This window comes from Gammaproteobacteria bacterium (assembly GCA_036381015.1).
Lineage (GTDB): Bacteria > Pseudomonadota > Gammaproteobacteria > Steroidobacterales > Rariloculaceae > ZC4RG20.
The window spans coordinates 22,254-41,043 of the sequence record DASVDR010000025.1; the positions used below are offsets into that span (position 1 = coordinate 22,254).

Below are 18,790 nucleotides of genomic sequence, written 5' to 3' on the forward strand. Positions count from 1 at the left end.
GGCCTTCCCGGGATCGAAGGCGTCGCCGCGAAGCGCTCGCGCGGCGCTTTCAGCTCGCGCGGCTGTTTTAGGACAGTGAATGGCGAGCGCGTCGAGCGCAAAGCCTTGCCCGCGTCGTGTCACGCGTCGGCTCACAGCGCCATGCAGACGCTCTTCAGCTCCGTGTACATCTCGATTCCGACCCGGCCGTGCTCGCGGCCGATCCCGGATTGCTTGTAACCGCCGAACGGCATGTTCGGATCCACCGGGCCATGGCAGTTGATCCACACGGTGCCCGCCTTGATCTTCGGCACGAGACGGTGCACGGCCGTCAAGTCGTTCGACCAGATGCTCGCGCTCAAACCGTACGGCGTGTCGTTCGCGAGCGCCGCGACCTCGTCCAGGTCGTCGAAGCGCTGCGCGACGAGCACCGGGCCGAAAATCTCTTCCTGAACGACCTTCATGTCCGGCCGGACGTCCGCCAACACGGTCGGCTTCACGAAGTAGCCCGGATGCTCCAGCCGATCGCCGCCGGCGATCACCGAGACGCCGGATGCGCGCCCGGACTCGATGTAATCGAGCACGCGCTGCTGCTGCTCGCGCGAGACGAGCGGCCCCATCTCCGTGCTTTCGTCGAGGCCCGGACCGAGCTTGATGCCGTTTGCGGCTTCCCCGATGCCTTCCACGACGCGGTCGAACAGCTTGCGATGCACGTAAAGCCGGGATCCCGCCGCGCACACCTGCCCGGCGTTGAAAAAGATCGCCTGCGAAGCGCCGCCGATCGCGGTCTGCGGATCCGTGTCCGGCAGCACGATCACCGGCGACTTGCCGCCGAGCTCGAGCGACACGCGCTTCAGCGTGGCCGTGGCAGCGATGTTGATCTGCTTGCCGACCTCGGTCGAGCCGGTGAACGCGATCTTGTCCACGCCGGGATGCGCGACGAGCGCGGCGCCCGTCGTCTCGCCGTAACCGGTGACGATGTTCACGACGCCCGGCGGAAAACCGGCCTCGAGGATCAGCTCCCCGAGCCGCAGCGCCGTGAGCGGGGTCTGCTCGGCCGGCTTCAGCACGCAGGTGCAGCCTGCCGCGAGCGCCGGTGCGAGCTTCCACGCGGCCATCGCGAGCGGGAAGTTCCACGGGATGATCTGCGCGACTACGCCGACCGGCTCGCGCAGCGTGCACGCCTGGAATTTGCCGCCGCGCCGGCCGCCGACCGAGACGTCGATCGTCGATCCCTCGATCTTCGTCGCCCAGCCGGCCATGTAGCGGAAGTAGTCGCGGCTGCCCGGGATGTCGACGATGCTCGCCATCCGCTTGGTCTTGCCATTGTCGAGGCTCTCGAGCTCGGCGAGCTCCTCCGCGTGCCGATCGATCAGATCGGAAAGCTTCCAGAGCAACGCCTCCCGATGCGACGGGAGCAAGTCCCGCCACGGCCCGGCCTCGAACGCGCGTCGTGCCGCGGCGACGGCGCGATCGACGTCCGCGGCGCTCGAGTCCGCGACCGTCGCGATCTGCTCGCCGGTGGCCGGATCGTAGACGGGCACGACGGCCGACGATGCCGGCCCCACCCACTCGCCGCCGATCAGGAGCCGCGGCGGCTGCTTCAAGAACGCCCTGACGGCCGGCGAAGGCGCCGGCTGGGCCGCAATCGCAACGCTCATGGCGTCTCCCTGGTCTGCGAATTTCACCTCGAACTTTGCATCCGCGGCCCGCACCGCGCAACCGCGTCGGGTCGATCGGCGAAGCGCAGGTCTTGCACCGTCAGCGGAGCTTCAGGAGCGCGGCCGCGTTCTCCTTCAAAATCAGCGGGCGCACGTCGGGACGGAAGCCCGCCTGCTCGAAGTCCGCGAGCCAGCGGTCCGGCGTGATCAGCGGGTAGTCCGAGCCGAACAGCACTTTGCGCTTCAGCAGCGTGTTCGCGTAATGCACGAGTTGCGGCGGAAAGTATTTCGGCGACCAGCCGGAAAGGTCGATGTAAACCTGCGGCTTGTGCAGGCAAATCGACAGCGCCTCGTCCTGCCACGGCCACGACGGATGAGCCAGGATGATCGGCATGTCCGGGAAGTCGACCGCGACGTCGTCGATTTGCATCGGGTTGCCGTATTTGAGCCTGATTCCGCCCCCGCCCGGCATGCCCGTTCCCATCCCCGAGTGGCCGGTGTGGAACAGCGCCGGCAGACGCGCTTCCGCGATGACCTCGTACAGCGGATAGGCCGCCCGGTCGTTCGGAAAGAACTCCTGGAACTGCGGGTGGAACTTGAATCCGCGCACGCCGTAATGCTCGATCAGCCGGCGCGCTTCGCGCACGCCCTCGGCGCCGCGCCCCGGATCGATGCTCGCGAACGGGATCAGCACGTCGGAATGCTCGGCCGCAAGCTCGGCGACCTCCTCGTTCGGCACCGGCCGCAACCCCCGCGCGCGCTCCCCGTCGACAGAGAACACGACGCAGGCCATGCGGCGCTCGCGATAGTACGCGGCGATCTCCGGAATCGTCGGCCGCGGATGATCGTGCTTGAAGTACCGCTGCGCGGCTTCCTGGAACGCCCGCGCCGCCGTATCCGCCGGCGCGCGCACCGAGGCCTCGACGTGGGCGTGCACGTCGATCGCCGCGAGCGCATCGACGTCGATCGCCGCCGCGCTCACGCGAGAATGCCTTGAACTTTCGACGCCGCCTCCTCCGCATTGCGCAGCATCTCATCGAAATCGCGGTACTCCGGCACCGCGAGCCCGCGCTGCACGGCCGGGCGCTCGCCGATCGCGTCGAGCCATCGCGCGAGGTGCTCGAGGCCGTCGATCGAGACACCGGACCACTTGTATCCGCGCACCCAAGACCAGTTCGCGATGTCGGCGATCGAGTAGTCGCCGGCGAGGTACTCGTGCTCGGCCAGCCGGCCGTCGAGGACCTCGAAGAGGCGCCGCACTTCGCGCTGGTAACGCTCGATCGCGTACGGAATCTTCTGCGGCGCATAACGGTAGAAGACGTTCGCCTGCCCCATCATCGGCCCGATACCGCCCATCTGGAACATGAGCCACTGGATCACGAGAGACCGGCCCTTCACGTCGGTCGGCAGCAGCCGGCCGGCCTTCTCGGCCAAATAGATCATGATCGCGCCCGACTCGAACACGGCGAAGTCGCCGTTGTCGTGGTCGACGATCGTCGGAATGCGGCCGTTCGGATTCAGCCGCAGGTACCACGGCTCCTTCTGCTCCTTCTTGTCGAGCGCGATCGGGCGCACCGTGTACTCGAGGCCGAGCTCCTCGAGCGTGATGGACGCCTTCCACCCGTTCGGCGTCGAGGCCGTGAAAAGTTCGATCATCGCGAGCTCCGTTTCGTCGTCGTCCGTTTCGTCGTCATGAAGATGCCGCCGGCACGCGGCGGCCGCATCCGTATAGCTTAGTGTCGCGTCCCGCAAATACCTATACAGCGGCTATCGGCTACAGCCGCGTATTCGTCGTTCACGCGCCTCGAAGCCGCGCGAACGCCGAAAGGGGCCGGGTCGAAGCCGCGCGAACGGCGAAGGTGGCCGGGTCCAAGCCGCGCGAACGCTGAAGGTGGCCGGGTCCAAGCCGCGCGAACGCTGAAGGTGGCCGGATCTCGACGTGTGCCTTTGCGAGGCCGTCGGCGGCCAGGACGGCCGCAGACGAGCCGCAGGGATGCACTTCCGGCGTGCCTCGCAAAGGCACACGTCGAGACCCGGCCTACGCGGCGGCCTCAGGGCGACCGCTCTTCGATTGACGCCCGGTCGTACGCGGCGGTCTCAGGCGACGAGACGCGCGGTGCTCGCAGGCCGCCGCGCGCCTTTTGTCAGCCTGGCGCCCAGGCGGTAACCTACGCGCGCGCCCGGGCGGCACCACGTGATGCTGCCGGGAACGCCGGAGACTGAAATGCACCTCACCGACGACGAGAAAGCCATGCTGGACGGCCGCGAGGGCAAGGCGCGGCAGAAGGCGATGCAGCTTCTCGTCCGCTATGCCGAAGCGCTCGGCGCCGATCGTTTCGTCGACGTGACGAACGTCGCCGGCGTGCCCGGCCAGCCGAACCTGTTCCTCCGCGACCGTTTCGGGGCGCGCGGCGGGCCAGATGCAATCTTCTCGCTGTTCGACCTCGACAGCGACGAGGTCGTCGACGTGCCGAGGATCACGACCCACGCATGCCATCTTCAGGGCGGCTACGACCCCGAGCAGTGGGCGCTGCTCGGCGCGTCGCGGGAAGCGGCCGAGCTCAGCCGGGACGGCGAGCGTCTTGCCGCGGAGCGCGGCATCGAGATCCTGAAGACCTGCACGCCCTATCTCGCCGGCAACGTGCCGAAGCGCGGCGAGCACTGCGCGTGGATGGAATCCTCGGCCGTCGTCTACTGCAACTCCGTGCTCGGCGCACGCACGAATACCGAGGGCCGCGAAAGCACGAGCGCCGCGATGCTGACCGGAAAGATCCCGTACTGCGGCCTGCATGTCGACGCTTGCCGCTTGGGAACTCATCGCATCGACGTCGAGGTCGAGGTTGCGAGCGTCATGGATTGGGGCATGCTCGGGTACTTCGTCGGCGACGTCGTGCAGGAGCGGATCCCGGTCGTCACCGGCCTCTCGTCGCCGCCCGATGTCATCCGACACAAGCACTTCGGGGCCGCAGCCGCCTCATCCGGCGGTGTCGAGATGTACCACCTCGCCGGCATCACGCCCGACGCGCCGACGAAGGAGGCCGCGTTCGGCTCGAACCGGCCGGTGGACGTCTTTCGCTACGGTGCCGCGGAACGTCGCCGCACCTACGAGACGCTGAACGCCAATGCCCGCGACCCGGACGTCGACTACGTGATGCTCGGCTGCCCGCACGCGGCTCTCGAGCAGATCCGCGAGGTCTGCCATCTCCTCGACGGACGGCGAATCAGCGAAAGCTGCCGGCTCTGGATCTTCACGTCGCGTTCAGTGCGCCGGCAGGCGGACGAGGCCGGCTACACGAAGGTGATTCATGACGCCGGCGGTCGGGTCCTGACGGACACCTGCTCCGCGATTGGCCGCGCGCTGCCGCCGGGCACGAAAGTCGCGGCGCTCGATTCCGCGAAGCAAGTGCATTATCTGCCGGCGATGATGGGTATCCAGGCCTGGTTCGGCTCCACCGAGGATTGCGTCCGCGCCGCGCTGACGGGGCGGTGGGATGGAGTGCCGCCGTGAGCGGCGCAGGAGTCGAGCGAGACTCCCGCGAGCTTCGCGCGGTGCTGCACGGGCGCAAGGTCGTCGGCGGCGTCGCGGAGGGCGAGGCGCTCGTGACGCGCGAGACGATCTCGGGCTGGGGAGGCGTGGATCCGATGACGGGCACGATCATCGAGACGCGTCACGAGCTGCGCGGCGTGAGCTTCAAGGACAAGATCCTCGTGTTTCGGGGCGCGAAAGGCTCCTCGGGCTGGTCGGTCGTGTTCCACACGGCGCGGCTCGCAGGCACGGCGCCGAAAGCAATGGTGTTCAACGAGATGACGACGAAGGTCGCGCTCGGCGCCGTGGTCATGCGCGCGCCCGCGGTCACGGACCTCGACCGCGATCCGCTCGACGTGATCGAGACCGGCGACTGGGTGCGCGTGAACGGCGACGAAGGCACGGTCGAGGTCTTCGCGAAGCGCAAGGAAGGATAAGAGACTGCCGCCCCTCCGCGTCACGCAAGAGATCGTGATCCCGGACGAGGAGCTCGAGCTCTCTGCAATTCGGGCGCAAGGCGCGGGCGGGCAAAACGTCAACAAGGTCTCGAGCGCCGCACATCTTCGCTTCGACGTCGCTGCTTCCCGTGCGCTGCCTGACGAGTGCAAACGGCGCGTCCTGGCCTTGCGCGACCGGCGAATCACGACCGACGGCGTCGTCGTGATCAAGGCGCAGCAGCATCGCACGTTCGAGCGCAACAAGGCGGTCGCGCTCGAGCGGCTGCGGACCCTCCTCGAGCGCGGCTTGAGCGTGCCGAAGCCGCGCAAGCCGACGAAACCGAGCGCGGCCGCGGTCCGCAAACGGCTCGAGGACAAGGCCCGGCAGGGCGAGCTGAAAAGGCGCCGCAGGCGAATAGACGACGAATGACCGGCGCCGCGTACGGCACGGTTCTTGCTGGACGCGGATTCGTGAAGCCTGTCTCGACGAACGCCGGAGTGCGCAGCGCGGCCGCCGAAGCCGGCCGTGACGGCCCATCGAGCGGCGCGTCGGTCACGCCTTCGCGGCTCGTCGTCGTCGTGAACCGAAAGGCGCGAGCCGGCGGCGCGGATCTCGGACCGGTCCTCGAGTCGCTCGCCGACAGGCTCGGGCCGGCCGAGGTGCTCGAAGTAGACGACCCGGCCGAGCTGGCCGCGAAGCTCGAGCAGGCCTGCGGCGACGCCGTCCAACGGGTGGTCGTCGCCGGCGGCGACGGCACGATCAACTCGGTGCTCCCGGTGCTGCTTCGCATCGGGAAGCCGCTCGGCATCATTCCGCTCGGCACGGCCAACGATCTCGCGCGGACGCTCGGCATCCCGGTCGATCCCGCCGCGGCGGCCGCCGTGATCCTGCAAGACAGGAAGCGGCGCATCGACGTCGGAGTCGTTAACGGCAAGCACTTCGTGAACGCCGCGGGCATCGGCTTCAGCACGGGGCTGCATCGCGAGCTCACGCCGAGAATCAAAGGCGTGCTCGGCCCCCTCGCCTACGCGATCGGCGTGCTCCGGCGCTGGCGGCGCCACGAGCCGTTCTCGGTCCTAGTGCGGACCGAAACCTCGACGCTGCGCCGCCGCGTCATCCAGGTGACGGTGGCGAACGGGCGCTACTACGGCGGCGGCATGACCGCCCACGAGGGCGCGCGTATCGACGACGGCAGCTTCGACGTCGTGATGATTCTGGCGCGCCCGTGGTGGCAGCATCTTTCGAGCGCGATCCGGCTGAAGCGGGGCGTGTACGCGAACGAGGGAACGATCGCGGCCGAGCGGGCGTCGGCGTTCGAGCTGTCGACGCGCTCACCGAGGACGGTCGCCACCGACGGCGAGCCGCGCACGCGCACGCCGGCGTCGTTTCGCGTCCTGCCCCGCGCGCTCGAGGTCTACGTACCCGATGACGCTCCTTAAGGACGAGACGACCGCACGCCTCGACGAGGTGCAAAAGGCCGGCACGGAATCGCTCGGCCTCTACGAGGATCTCGCAGAGCGCATCGACGATCGCGCGCTCGCGGCGCTCGTCCGCGCCAGGCTCGAAGAGCAAAAGAGGCTTCTCGAGCGCCTGGCCGAGCTCCGCCGCGAACGCGGCGATCTGCCTCAGGCGGGCGATCCGGAACGATCCCACCTCGAGGCGGCCGGCGCCGTCGTGCGCGCGATCCTGCTGCCGGGCGCGACCACGGCACACTACGTGGAATCGCTGCTCGGTGCCGCCGTAGAAACCGGGCGGGCGCTCGACGCCGCCGCGTCACTCGCTCTCGACCCGGAGACTCGGCGCCTGCTCGACGCGCTCGCCGCGTCCAACGGTGCGTTCATCGAGGCGCTGCGCGAGCGGCTCTGATCCGCCCCGGGGCCGGCGCTCCGCAACCTCTGCGCGTATGACGAGCACTTGGAGCGGGAACGCGTGCGGATTACGCGCCCCGGCGGTTACGCGGTACCATATCGAGCGCAGGACCGCCCGAATAAGTACAAGATCAAGCCAAAAAAGGGCGCGCTCCCGCCCCGCGCCGCACGAATGCGTCGAGCACGGGAGAAACGGATCCCGCGCTTCCCGGACCGGGCGACGAGAAACGAGATCGTAACGAATGCACACGGGCTCGACTTCGAAACGGTCCGAATCGCTGACTGCGGCCGCCGTGCTGCAACGGAACTACATGTTCCGCGGGCTCCCCGACCGCACGCTCGATCGGCTCGCCGCGCTTGCGAGCCGCAAGGTGTATCAGAAGGGAGCGGTCATTTTCTCGCAGGGCGACGAAGGCGACGCGCTCTACGGCGTCGCCTCCGGGCGCGTTCGAATCAGCGCGAGCGGCGCCGGCGGGCGAGAGGTGTTCCTGAACATCATGGAGCCCGGAGACACGTTCGGCGAGATCGCCGTCATGGACGGGCTGCCGCGCACCGCCGGAGCCACGGCATTGGAGCGCACTACGCTCGTCGTGCTGAAGCGCGTGGACTTTCTCAGCCTGCTCGAGCGCGACCCGCAGCTCGCGATTCATCTGCTGAAGCTGCTGTGCGAGCGGCTGCGATGGACGAGCGAGCTCGTGGAAGAGTCGGCGTTTCTCAGCGGCCCCGCGCGGCTCGCGAAACGATTGCTGACCCTCGCCCAGCTGCACGGCCGACCGGCCGGCGGCGAGTCGAAGGATGCGCTCGAGATGCGCATCTCGCAGGCCGATCTCGCGCACTTCCTCGGCATCTCGCGGCAGATCGTGAACCAGCACCTCGGCGAATGGGCCAAGGCCGGCTGGGTGGCCCTCGGCCGCGGCAGGATCGTCATCGCGAATCCTGCCGCGCTGAGGGAGCTCAGCAAGACGCCGAGCAAAGAGCTTTGACGTCGACCGGGCGTGCCCGCCCGGGCGCCGGTGTCAGCACGGGAAGCAGTAGAGCCTGCCCATGAAGAAGACCCAGCAGCAGTTGTACTGCTTCGACGGCCCGGCGTTGGCTTTCGTCGTCTGCACCTGATCGGCGATCAACGGCGTCGGCGCGGCCGCGCTCGCGGCCATCAGCGGCAAGGCCAGCGCGACACCCAGCAGGATTCCTCTTATTTTCTTCATTATCGTACTCCGGATTCCCGAACCGCCGCCCCCTTGACGGCGAGTGCAGGTTGGCATGCGCTGAGACACACGTCTGTCAGGAGAGTGACAATACTCGTCAGCTCGCCCCTTGTGTCAGGAACATGACAGAACGGACGGGCCGCTTCTGATATTGATTGCGCGACGGGGCAACTGAAGCGTGGTCTACGGAATGGATACGTCGGACGAAATTCTGAAACTCGTGCGCACCGTCGCCGGGCTGCCGCGCGAAGACCAAGAGCGCATGCTGAGACTCGTCGAGCTGCTGTCCCTTGCCCCGTTCCCCGTGCAGCAACGCGTGCACGGGATGCTGCGCAGCCTGCTCGACGCGGAGCCCGAGTCCAAGCTCGAATGCGCGATCGGCGTCGACGGGCTGATCGACTATCTCGAGAGAGCCGTCCACGGCGACGAGCGCGCGGCGAGATGGGAGCGCCTGCACTCGTCCCTCGTGCGCGGCACCACCCAATAGATCAGCGACTCGCCGCGTTCGAGGGTGCGCGCGCTGCCGGCCGCTATTTGACGCTCACGGTCACGACGCCGTCCCACGGTCCGTCCGGATACCGCACGCGAAGCGCCCGGCACTGCTCGAGCAGGAAGCGGCTCGGGCCGTCGCCCGGAAACCGCTCGAGGATCGCACGGAAAGCGCTTTCCGCCTCCGCCCAACGCCCCTCTCGAAAGCATTTCAACGCCGCCGCAAACGCTTCGTTCAGCTCCGCGAGCCGGGGCTCGGCGCCGCCCGCGGCCGCTTGCAGCTCCAGAACCGACACCGGCGAGCGCTTGCCGAGCAAAAGGAAATCCCCGAGCGGGCGGAGCACGAGATCAGCGGTTTCGTCGGCGGTGGTCGCGGACAGGAGTATCCGCGTACCGAGCAAGCGGTTCAGCCCTTGCAGCCGGGCGGCCGTGTTGACGATGTCACCGACCGCCCGGAACTCGCCTCGCCCGCTCGAGCCGATGCTGCCGAGCAGCAGCTGCCCGGAGTCGAGCCCGATGCGCGTCGGCAGCTCGCGCCGGACGCGGCTGCGATTGAACGCGTCGACGGCCTGCAGCATCTCCATTGCCGCGGTGCACGCATCGGCGTGCGTCGTCCCGACGCTCTGCGATGCCGGCCACACCGCAACCATCGAATCGCCGCCGATGTCGGACACGACCCCACCGTGGCGGTCGACGGCTTTCACCAGCACCTCGTAATACGCGTCCATGAGCTCGCCGAGCTCGGCGGGGTGCAGAGCCTCCGAAAGCGTCGTGTACTGCTCGGCATCCGTGACGAGACACGTGCCGAACACGAGCTCTCGATCGGCCCGCGGTCTGATCGTCTCGTGCGCGAGGCGGTCGACGACTCTGGCGGGAACGTAGTAGCCGAGCGCCGACTGGATGCGCTCGCGTTGCTGTCTCAACAGCCGGTAGTTGAGCAGGAGGCCGGCGAGCAACGCGGCGGGCAGCTGCACTCCGAGCGGCACGGCGAGCGGTACCCAAAGATCCTGCGATCGAAAGAGATAATGCGCCGCCGCCGCATACAGCGCCCCGATCACGACTGCGGCCGCGAGAGCCGAGACGCTCCGCAAGGCCACGCAAAGAGCGCCGACGACGATACCCCAGCACGCAACCGCGAGCCAGTGTGCCGGAAGCGGCAACGGTCGAATCGCCTCGCCGTGCAGCAGATTGGCAAACGCCGTAGCGCCGATCTCGACGCCGCTCAGATTCTGACCGCTGCGCTGCGAGAAGACCGAGATGAATGCATCCTGCTGCTCGGGCTGCCGCGTCTCGGAAAAGCCGACGAACACCACGCGGCCTTCCACCGCCTCTCGCAATTTCTCGGTGTCCGTGCCGAGCACGGCATCGTGATACGCCACCGTCCTGATCGTGCGGGCCGGCCCGTAGAAATTCAGATAGCGGCTGTCGCGACCGGCGTAGAGCCCGACGAGCGCGCGAAGCAGCAGCGCGTGATCTTTCCCTGCGCTCCCCTCCCCTTCCTGAATCAATGCACGCAGGTCGCCGCCGAGAAGCGGGTCCAGGCGAAATATCCCGCGGATGCGGCGCATGACCTCCGCGAGTCCCACGTCGTCGATCGCGTTCGAATCGATGGAAGCGAGGCGAGACGCGAGTTGCGGGCGCGCGGAGACGAGCAGCTCGAGGAGCTCGTCGTGAGCGCTCGATGCGTACGCATGCAGCGCCACCGCCGGCAAGGTTGCCGTATCGCCCGCTCCGCGGCCGAACGTCCAGAATTGGCTGACGCGGATCGGCACGACCGGGAGCGTGAACGGCGCGGTGGTCAACGCCGCCTTCCGCAGCGACTCGATCGGGCCGACACGGCGTTCGATGATCGCACCTCCTTGCCCCGCCGGGAGTTCGATGCGTTCGCTTCGAACGCGTTCGAGCAAGATCACGTTGCCGGCCTTCGAGATCGCATCCGCGAGGCGCCGATCCTCCTCCGGCCGGCTCTGCAAGTCGAAGATGATGTCGAAGACGATGACGGCGGCGCCGGCCTTCGCGAGCCGCTCGATGAGCTTGCCGTGAAGCGAGCGGGGCCACTCGTCGATGTCGCTCGTCAACCCGAAGGCGTCCGCGGAATCGCCCGACAAGCTGACGACCGCGACCTCGTCAGGCTGCTTCAGAGGCCCGCGGGCCGTGAACAGCCATCTGAGCCCGAAGGCTTCCTCGAGCTCCAGGACGAACGGCATCATGCTGACGAGGACGCCGAATACCGCAGTGGCCGCCCCGGCGACGAGGGCGACGGACCGCCGCGTACCGGTCATAATCCCCGTCGTCCCCGGCCGATGGGCCCGATCGCGCACGTCCGACGGGGAAGCTCCGCGGGCGCGAGGCGCCAAGCCGCTGCCGGTCTTGCGCCGAAGTCGCGACCCGTTTGCTTGACACGTAGGGTGCCGCGCTTAGACTGACCGCAGATTCCCGGGGGGGCCGTGTGTCGAGAGCGCTCGTTCATCGTGGCGTCCGATCCGGCGTCGTCTCCGGACGCCCCGTTTGAAGCCAGCAAGAGAAGCCCGTTGACAGCCCGTCCCTCGCCGAATGCTTCGGTTGGGAAGCTCCGGTATTCGATGCCGTTCCAGGGCGACGAGCGTACCTCAGTTGCGCGGCGGGCGGCACCCGGATTGCTGCTTCTCGCCGCGGCTCTCCTTGCGTCTCCCAGCCGTGCGGAACGGGTTTGCGACGGATGGCATGCCGAGCTCGTCGCCGTCGAAGGGACCGTCGAGATGCAGACGACGGCCGGCTGGCAGCCGCTCGAGAGCGGCGCCACCGTCTGCATGGGCGACTCGTTGCGCGTGAAGGGCTACAGCCGCGCCGCGATCCGTCTTCCGGACAAGACCGTGCTTCGGCTCGACGAGCATACGAGCCTGACGTTTTCCCAGCCGCAGGACGACACCGGCTCCTGGCTCGACGTGATCAAGGGCGTCATCCACGTCATCAGCCGCGATCCGCGCGCGCTGCGCTTCAACACACCGTACGCGAACGCAGGTCTAGAAGGTACCGAGTTCGTGATCGAGGTCGCCGAGGGAGAAACCGACGTCACGGTGCTCGAAGGCGAGGTCCTGCTCAGCAACTCGCAGGGGTCGATCGGCGTTCCGAGCGGACAACGAGGCACCGCGCGCCGCGCCCAGGCCCCCCGGTCCGAGCCGATACCGGACGCGACCGAGGCGATTCGCTGGACGCCGTATTACGTGCCGATTCTCGGCAACCGCCTGCCCGGCGCCGAGCAGACGCCGACCGGCAGCGAAGCGCAAAGCGCGGCGTTCTACACGCTGCGCGCCGCACGCCGACTCTCGGTGGGCGACGTGGCCGAAGCGCGCGAGGACCTCGAGCGCGCGCGTGCGATCGATCCGGAGTACGCCGACGCGTTCGCTCTGGAGTCGATGATCGCCCTCGGCGAGGCCGACGTCGAGCGGGCCGCAGAGCTCGCGGCGCGGGCCACGGCGGCCGCGCCGACCCGGCCGGCCGGATGGCTCGCGCGCTCCTATGTCGAGGAGGCGAACTACGAGCTTCTCGACGCGCGCGCGAGCGCGGAGCACGCCGTCGACCTCGCTCCGGAGCATGCTTTCGGCTGGGCTCGAGTGGCCGAGATGCGGCTCGCGACCGGCGATCAGGCGGGTGCCCGGCAAGCCGCCGAGCGCGGCCTCGCGCTCGACCGAAGCCTCGGTCACGCCGAGGCCGTGCTCGGCTTCGCCGAGCTCGCCGGGGGCAGCAGCGCGGAGGCCGAGGCGCATTTCCGTGAGGCTGCGAGGCTCGACAGCGCCGCGCCCCTGCCGCGTCTCGGCCTCGGCCTCGTCCTCGTGCGGCAAGGGGAGCTCGAGGCCGGCCGCGAGCAAATGGAGATCGCGGTCATCCTCGATCCGACCGACGCTCTCTCCCGCAGCTACATGGCGAAGATTTACGACGTGGAGCGCCGCCGCACGCTGAGCGCGTCACAGCTGCAGCTCGCGAAGGAGCTCGGAAGCCGCGACCCGACCGCCTGGTACTACGACGCGCTTCGCAAGCAGAGCGAGAATCGCCCCGTCGAAGCCTTCCACGACCTGCAGGCGGCGATCGATCTCAACGACCAGCTCGGCGTCTACCGATCGCGCCTCGTCGTGGACGAGGATCTCGCCGCGCGCAGCGCCGGCATCGGACGGTTGCACCGCGCGCTCGGCTTCGAGCAGCTCGCGTTGCTCGAGGGTTGGCGATCGGTGACCGAGGATCCCGCTGACTACTCGGGCCATCGGCTCCTCGCCGACGTCTACTCCTATCTCCCGAGACACGAGATCGCGCGCGTCAACGAGCTGTTTCAATCCCAGCTGTTGCAGCCTCTGAACCTCACGCCCGTCCGGCCGCAGCTCGCCGAGGCCAATCTCTTCGTGCTCGACACGCTCGGCCCGAGCGCGTTGGCCTTCACCGAGTTCCGGCCCCCGATTCGAGAAAACGGTCTCTCCTATCAAATCTCGGGAACCGGGGCCGGGAACGGGACGAAGGGTGCGGACGTCGCGATCGCCGGGCTGCACGATCGCGTCTCGTACAGCGTGGGCAGGTTCGATTTCGAAACGGACGGCTTTCGGCCGAACAACGATTTCGATCAGCGCGTGACGAACGCCCTCGTCCAATTCCGGCCGGCGCCGGAGACCAGCATCTTCACGGAGCTTCGATCCACCGAGATCGAGAAGGGCGACCTCGAGCTGCTGTTCGATCCGGAGTCGTTCGACGAAGAGCAGAGAGTATTCGAGAACGTCGATTCGGTGCGAATCGGCAGCCGACACCGGCTTTCGGAGCGCCAGGTGCTGCTCGGGGCGCTCATCCATGAAAAGGTATCGGGGACGCTGGATCTCCAGGCGGATCGCTCCGCCGCGATCGAAAGGGAGGGCTATTCGGTCGACGTCCGGCACTTCCTCCGGCTGGACCGCTGGCAGCTCACGGGCGGCCTCGCGTTATCCGAGCAGACCGAGACCGCGACCACGGTTTTCGGCGGCCAAGGCGGCGGCGCCGGGACCCTCGAGCGCGATCTCGAGCAATTCGGGGCGTACGTTTATGGAAACGTGCCGATCGGAGAGCGTCTGACCGCGACGGTTGGCGTCTCGATCGATCACGTGGCCGGGCAGCTCGTCGATCGAACCAAGTTGAACCCCAAGCTGGGGCTGGTTTGGCAAGTGTCGCCGGACACGGCCGTAAGGCTCGCGGCGTTCAGGACGCTGCAAGGTCCGTTCGTCTCCAGGGACAACATTCGGCCGACCCTCGAGCAGACGCACGTGGCGGGATTCAATCAGCAATTCTTCGGCCTCGAAGGCGAGGAGGCCTGGCGGTACGGCGCGGCCGTCGATCACCGCTTCTCCCCTCGCCTCTACGGGGGCATCGAGGCTTCGAGGCGAACCTTGAGCAGCCCCGGGTTGATCGTGTTGGATCCCGACACGACGAGATTGGAGTATTTCGGCACCGAAGAAGCGCTGCGGCGCGCGTATTTGTACTGGACTCCATCGGAGACGATCAGCGCGGGTGCCTCGTATCAGTACGAGCAATTCGACTACGACGTCGTGCTCTCCGCCGGTGCGAAAAAGGTGAGCACGCACCGCCTTCCATTCGAGGTCCACTATTTCCACCCCTCCGGATTCACGGCCGGAATCACGACCACGTTCGTCGATCAGTCCGGCGACTTCAGCGCCGTCGCTTCCGGCCCCGGCGTCGAAACCGAGCACGGCGAAGACAGCTTCTGGGTCGCCGATCTGTCGCTCGGCTATCGGTTGCCGTCGCGCCGGGGCCAGATCTCGTTAAATGTCTACAATGCCTTCGACGAGGAATTCCGCTTTCAGGATACCGATCCCGAAAATCCGCGCATTCTCCCGGAGCGGATGGTGCTGATGCGGTTTACGCTATCCTATTGATCGAAAAAGGGCAGATTCTGCGATTCGAGATGCGGCAATGGGGGGGTACAGTGCGATCGCAGCGATCGGGCATACAAAGCGCGCCGATGCTCGTTGATCTGTACCGGATAAATGTTGTATGACTAAAACTCTTTAGGTTCGATCTTGAACAAAAAAACAAGAGGTAACGGCTTCATGTCGGTACAGGCACACGGAAATACGCGCTCCGGAGAGATCGCTGCATTGCTCCACGAGCGCTTCTCGAGGCTGTCGCGGCAGCTGAGGCACATGGAACTGCCCGCCGGCATGACGCCCGAGCGGCTCAGTACTCTCTCGGTCATAGACAGAACGGGCCCGATCTCGGTCACGGCGCTGGCCGACAGGGAAATGGTGCGTCCAGCCACAATGTCCCGGATGGTCTCGGCGCTCGTCGACGAAGGGCTCGTGCGGCGGCGCGAGGACAAAGCCGACGGCCGGGGCGTGCTCGTGAGCGTCACGCCGAAGGGTCGCCGTGTCTATCGGCGAGCCCAGCAGCAGCGTTTGGAGCAGCTGGCGGAAGCGCTGAACGGGCTCACGCCCGAGCAGTTGACCGCGATGCGGGAGCTGGCGAGCGTCCTCGAGCGGCTCACGGCCCTGCTCGACAGCGCAGCTCCAGGCTGAGCAGCGCGGCGGCCTCGTACAGGCCTCCTCGCAACAGGCGCCGCGTTCCCCCTCCGCGGCGATAAGCGGCGAACCGAAGCGGCGTCGATCGCGACGAGAGTCAACGCTCCCCGGGGCTCGAGTCGAGCGCGCGACGCACGGCGCCGGCGAGGTCCGCGAGCGAAAACGGTTTCCCGAGAAGCGACGTAGTTGCGCTCGAGCCCTTCGCGCGCGCCGCGTCGGCCGCATCCACAGTCACGATCACCTTGAGATTCGGCCTCGCGGCCAGTGCGTCCCGCAGCAGCTGCTGCCGGGCCGGACCCGCTTGTGCCGCCCCATCCACCAGCAGCAAGTCGATCGGCTTCGCCTCGAGCGCGGCGATCGTTTCCGAGGCGTCCTCGCTGAGCTGCACGTCGTACCCGAGGACTTCCAGGATCTGCTTGATCATGGCGCGCAAACTCTCGTCGCGCGCAAACACGAGAACGGCTTCGTCGCCGCCCGCGAGCGTCGACAACGGCATCGTCTTCGTGGACGTTTCCGTGGTGCCGTCGCCGGACTTCGGCAACAGCAGCGTTACGCGCGTCCCTTGTCCGACTGCGCTGTCGATGATCACCTTGCCGCCCGCCTGCTGCGCGAACCAGCGCACCATGCTGAGGCCGAGACCCGTGCCGCCGCTATCGGTCTTCGTCGAGAAGAACGGCTCGAAGACGCGATCGAGCAGCTCCGCGGGTATGCCGACGCCGTCGTCCGCCACGGTGAGCTTCACGTACTCTCCTTCCGGCAAGCCTTGCACCGCGGCGGTCTTTGCACCGAGCTCGGCGCCCTCGACCGATACGACGATCCGACCCGCGCTCTCGATCGCGTCGCGGGCGTTCACCGACAAGTTGACGACGACGCTTTCCAGCTGCGCACCGTTGCAGCGGGCGAGTCCGGCGTCGTGCTGAATCTTCGTCTCGAGAGTGATCTTCGAGCCGAGCGCGCGGCGCAGCAGCGGCACGAGACCTTCCACGATCTTTCCGGGGTCGACCACGTCCGTGTCGAGCGGCTCGCGGCGCGCGAACGCAAGCAGCTGACGAATGAGGTCCGCGCCTCGCTTAGCGGCGTCCCGGGCCGCCTTGAGCTTCACGAACGCCTTGGCGTCCTCGCGCAAGTCCTCTGCTGCGAGATACAGGTTGCCGACTAGAACCGTCAGAAGATTGTTGAAGTCGTGGGCGATCCCGCTCGTGAGGCTCCCGAGCGCCTCCATGCGCGCGCTCCGCTGGATCGCCCGACGAAGCTTCTCCTCCTCCGTGACGTCGGCGAAGACTCCGGCCACGGATCCGCGGACCGCAGCGTCCCCGGGGGCCGGCATGAGGTCGCCCCGCAGCAGAACCTCCGCGTCGTCCCGGCACCGGAAAGCGAGCGTCACGTTCCGCTCCCGGCCGGCGAGACAAGCCTGATGCCAAAGGTTCCAGCTTTTCCGCTCGACCAGCAAATCCGTGATCGGCACACCGATCAGGTCGTCGGCCGATCCGGCCCGGAGCAGGGTAACGAGCCTGCGGTTGGCGGCGAGCACGCGGCCTTCGGGCGAGACGAGAAGCGCTGCCGCCACCGAGCTCTCCTCGAGCAACCCCAACCCGGTCGCCTCGGCATGAAGCGCTCGCAACACGCCGAACCGGCCCGTCTTGAGCGTCATTCGCGACGACGCGGCCGTCCGCCGAGACAAGCGGCCGAGAGCGCCGTGCGCCGCTCGAATGCCGGAGACGCTCCGCTATCACCAACCATCGTCATGACCCGGCAACGTAATACAAAGCCGCTCGTTGCCCGTTGATTCGCTTCACACTTAAAGAGCAAAGCTAAAAATAGGACCGATCAGCGTCGGCGCCGCTCGCTTCCGAACGGCATGGATCGATCCGAGAAACGAATGTTGTAAGGGATATCCCCGATTCCTCTTGGGGGGAACCGTGCGCATCCGTAACGGCGCGCGCGGCTCGAACGAGAAGCGCTTCACACCGTGCGCTGCGCGCCGGCGCGTACACTTGCGGTTCCGCCCCGCTCTTTCAGCCAATGCCGGACGAGAACAAGGACGCCAACGTTCTGAGCCGCACGATCGCGAGCACCGCAACGATGAAGCTCGCGAATCTACCGCTCCTCGACTTGTTCTACACGCCCTTGGAGGAGCGGTTCGAGCGCATCACGCGCCTTGCCCGCCGGGCCTTGGACGTTCCGGTAGCTGCGATCACGTTGATCAACGCCGATACCCAGTGGTTCAAGTCCGTCTCCGGTTGGGTCGTCTCCGAGCTGCCGCGCAGCCGCAGCCTCTGCAACCTGACGTTGGAGAAGAACGACTTGAACGTCATCGCCGATATGGCGTGCGACCCCCGCACGGCCGACCACCCGTTGGTGGTCTCGGCGCCAAGGTTCCGATTCTACGGCGGCCATCCGCTGACGGACACGAGCGGCTTGCTCGGCGGAACCTTCTGCGTCTTCGACGTGAAGCCGCGTCACCTGTCCAAAGCCGAATGCCAATGCCTGGGCGATCTCGCGGCGCTCGCCCAGCGCGAAATCGCCGACGACCAATTGCGCAGCGTCCATGCGTCCCTGACCGCGAAGCTGAGCGTGGCTCGGAGGGAAGCGATGATCGATCCGCTCACGCGGCTTTGGAACCGGCGCGGCGCGACGATGCTGCTCGAGTCCGCGGTCCAGCGCGCCGACCGGCACGCGGCGCCGCTCGGGCTCGCGCTGCTCGATCTCGACAACTTCAAGCAGGTGAACGACACGTTCGGACATCACATCGGCGACGAGGTGCTGAGGAGGATCGGCGCGCGCCTCGTCGCGAGCGTTCGGAGCGAGGATCTGATCTGCCGCATGGGCGGAGACGAGTTTCTCCTGCTGGTCGCCGACGCCGACGCCGAAACCGCGGCGACGGTAGCCGAGCGAGTTCGCCGCGCGATCAACGAGACGCCGGTTCCCACGCGCGATCGCGCGATCGCGATGACCGCGAGCGTGGGCTTCACGGTACGCGAGCCGCGCGACGAGGCCTCGGTCGAGGCGCTGCTCGAGCGGGCCGACGACGCGCTGCTGCAGGCGAAAGGCGGCGGCCGAAACCGGGTCAAACGCCATCGCTCCTGAAGGAGCGCGC

General features: G+C 67.5%; 16 protein-coding genes. 10 read left to right on the forward strand and 6 right to left on the reverse strand.

Annotated features, from left to right (window positions below):
- Window positions 1-131 precede the first annotated feature (131 nt).
- From VF329_09470 to VF329_09480, 3 genes are all read right to left on the reverse strand, one after another.
- Window positions 132-1,640 carry an aldehyde dehydrogenase family protein gene (locus VF329_09470; GenBank protein ID HEX7081231.1) on the reverse strand — a complete coding sequence of 503 codons (1,509 nt, stop codon included), beginning with the start codon at window positions 1,638-1,640 and terminating at the stop codon, window positions 132-134.
- Between the two features lie 100 nt (window positions 1,641-1,740).
- Window positions 1,741-2,607: an amidohydrolase family protein gene (locus VF329_09475; protein HEX7081232.1), complete on the reverse strand. Its 867-nt coding sequence runs from the start codon at window positions 2,605-2,607 to the stop codon at window positions 1,741-1,743.
- 11 nt (window positions 2,608-2,618) lie between these two features.
- Window positions 2,619-3,296, reverse strand: coding sequence for a glutathione S-transferase N-terminal domain-containing protein (locus VF329_09480; GenBank protein ID HEX7081233.1), 678 nt, complete (start codon window positions 3,294-3,296; stop codon window positions 2,619-2,621).
- Between the two features lie 568 nt (window positions 3,297-3,864).
- On the opposite strand from VF329_09480, the gene VF329_09485 reads away from it, so the two are divergent.
- The 6 genes from VF329_09485 to VF329_09510 all read left to right on the forward strand — a co-directional run bounded on the left by VF329_09485 (window position 3,865) and on the right by VF329_09510 (window position 8,455).
- Window positions 3,865-5,148, forward strand: coding sequence for an aconitase X catalytic domain-containing protein (locus VF329_09485; protein ID HEX7081234.1), 1,284 nt, complete (start codon window positions 3,865-3,867; stop codon window positions 5,146-5,148).
- Window positions 5,145-5,603: a DUF126 domain-containing protein gene (locus tag VF329_09490; GenBank protein ID HEX7081235.1), complete on the forward strand. Its 459-nt coding sequence runs from the start codon at window positions 5,145-5,147 to the stop codon at window positions 5,601-5,603. The genes VF329_09485 and VF329_09490 overlap by 4 nt, the downstream gene beginning before the upstream one ends.
- 4 nt (window positions 5,604-5,607) lie before the next feature.
- Window positions 5,608-6,033: an alternative ribosome rescue aminoacyl-tRNA hydrolase ArfB gene (gene arfB, locus VF329_09495; protein ID HEX7081236.1), complete on the forward strand. Its 426-nt coding sequence runs from the start codon at window positions 5,608-5,610 to the stop codon at window positions 6,031-6,033.
- A complete protein-coding gene (locus VF329_09500; protein ID HEX7081237.1) occupies window positions 6,030-7,043 on the forward strand; it encodes a lipid kinase in 1,014 nt (337 codons plus the stop codon). The genes arfB and VF329_09500 overlap by 4 nt, the downstream gene beginning before the upstream one ends.
- Window positions 7,030-7,470 (forward strand): hypothetical protein, encoded by a 441-nt coding sequence (locus VF329_09505; GenBank protein HEX7081238.1) that lies wholly within the window; start codon window positions 7,030-7,032, stop codon window positions 7,468-7,470. Before VF329_09500 ends, VF329_09505 begins: the two co-directional genes overlap by 14 nt.
- A 244-nt stretch (window positions 7,471-7,714) precedes the next feature.
- Window positions 7,715-8,455, forward strand: a complete 741-nt coding sequence (locus tag VF329_09510; protein ID HEX7081239.1) for a Crp/Fnr family transcriptional regulator — start codon at window positions 7,715-7,717, stop codon at window positions 8,453-8,455.
- 33 nt (window positions 8,456-8,488) lie between these two features.
- Here VF329_09510 and VF329_09515 read toward each other — a convergent pair whose 3' ends face one another.
- On the reverse strand, window positions 8,489-8,677 hold the full coding sequence (locus VF329_09515) for a hypothetical protein (protein ID HEX7081240.1): 189 nt from the start codon (window positions 8,675-8,677) through the stop codon (window positions 8,489-8,491).
- 262 nt (window positions 8,678-8,939) lie between these two features.
- Here VF329_09515 and VF329_09520 point away from each other — a divergent pair, with 262 nt between their 5' ends.
- Complete coding sequence (locus tag VF329_09520; protein HEX7081241.1) at window positions 8,940-9,164, forward strand: hypothetical protein; 225 nt, start codon at window positions 8,940-8,942, stop codon at window positions 9,162-9,164.
- Window positions 9,165-9,207: 43 nt separating this feature from the next.
- Here VF329_09520 and VF329_09525 read toward each other — a convergent pair whose 3' ends face one another.
- On the reverse strand, window positions 9,208-11,448 hold the full coding sequence (locus VF329_09525) for a CHASE2 domain-containing protein (protein HEX7081242.1): 2,241 nt from the start codon (window positions 11,446-11,448) through the stop codon (window positions 9,208-9,210).
- Between the two features lie 354 nt (window positions 11,449-11,802).
- On the opposite strand from VF329_09525, the gene VF329_09530 reads away from it, so the two are divergent.
- Both VF329_09530 and VF329_09535 read left to right on the forward strand, forming a co-directional pair.
- Entirely contained in the window at window positions 11,803-15,051 is a 3,249-nt protein-coding gene (locus tag VF329_09530) for a TonB-dependent receptor (GenBank protein HEX7081243.1), read from the forward strand.
- A gap of 267 nt (window positions 15,052-15,318) precedes the next feature.
- The gene (locus tag VF329_09535) at window positions 15,319-15,690 is read left to right on the forward strand and encodes a MarR family transcriptional regulator (protein ID HEX7081244.1); all 372 of its coding nucleotides are present in this window, start codon (window positions 15,319-15,321) and stop codon (window positions 15,688-15,690) included.
- Between the two features lie 100 nt (window positions 15,691-15,790).
- Here VF329_09535 and VF329_09540 read toward each other — a convergent pair whose 3' ends face one another.
- Complete coding sequence (locus VF329_09540; protein ID HEX7081245.1) at window positions 15,791-17,344, reverse strand: ATP-binding protein; 1,554 nt, start codon at window positions 17,342-17,344, stop codon at window positions 15,791-15,793.
- A 371-nt stretch (window positions 17,345-17,715) separates the two neighbouring features.
- Between VF329_09540 and VF329_09545 the strand changes: the two genes are divergently transcribed.
- Window positions 17,716-18,780, forward strand: coding sequence for a sensor domain-containing diguanylate cyclase (locus VF329_09545; GenBank protein ID HEX7081246.1), 1,065 nt, complete (start codon window positions 17,716-17,718; stop codon window positions 18,778-18,780).
- The last annotated feature ends 10 nt before the right edge of the window (window positions 18,781-18,790 follow it).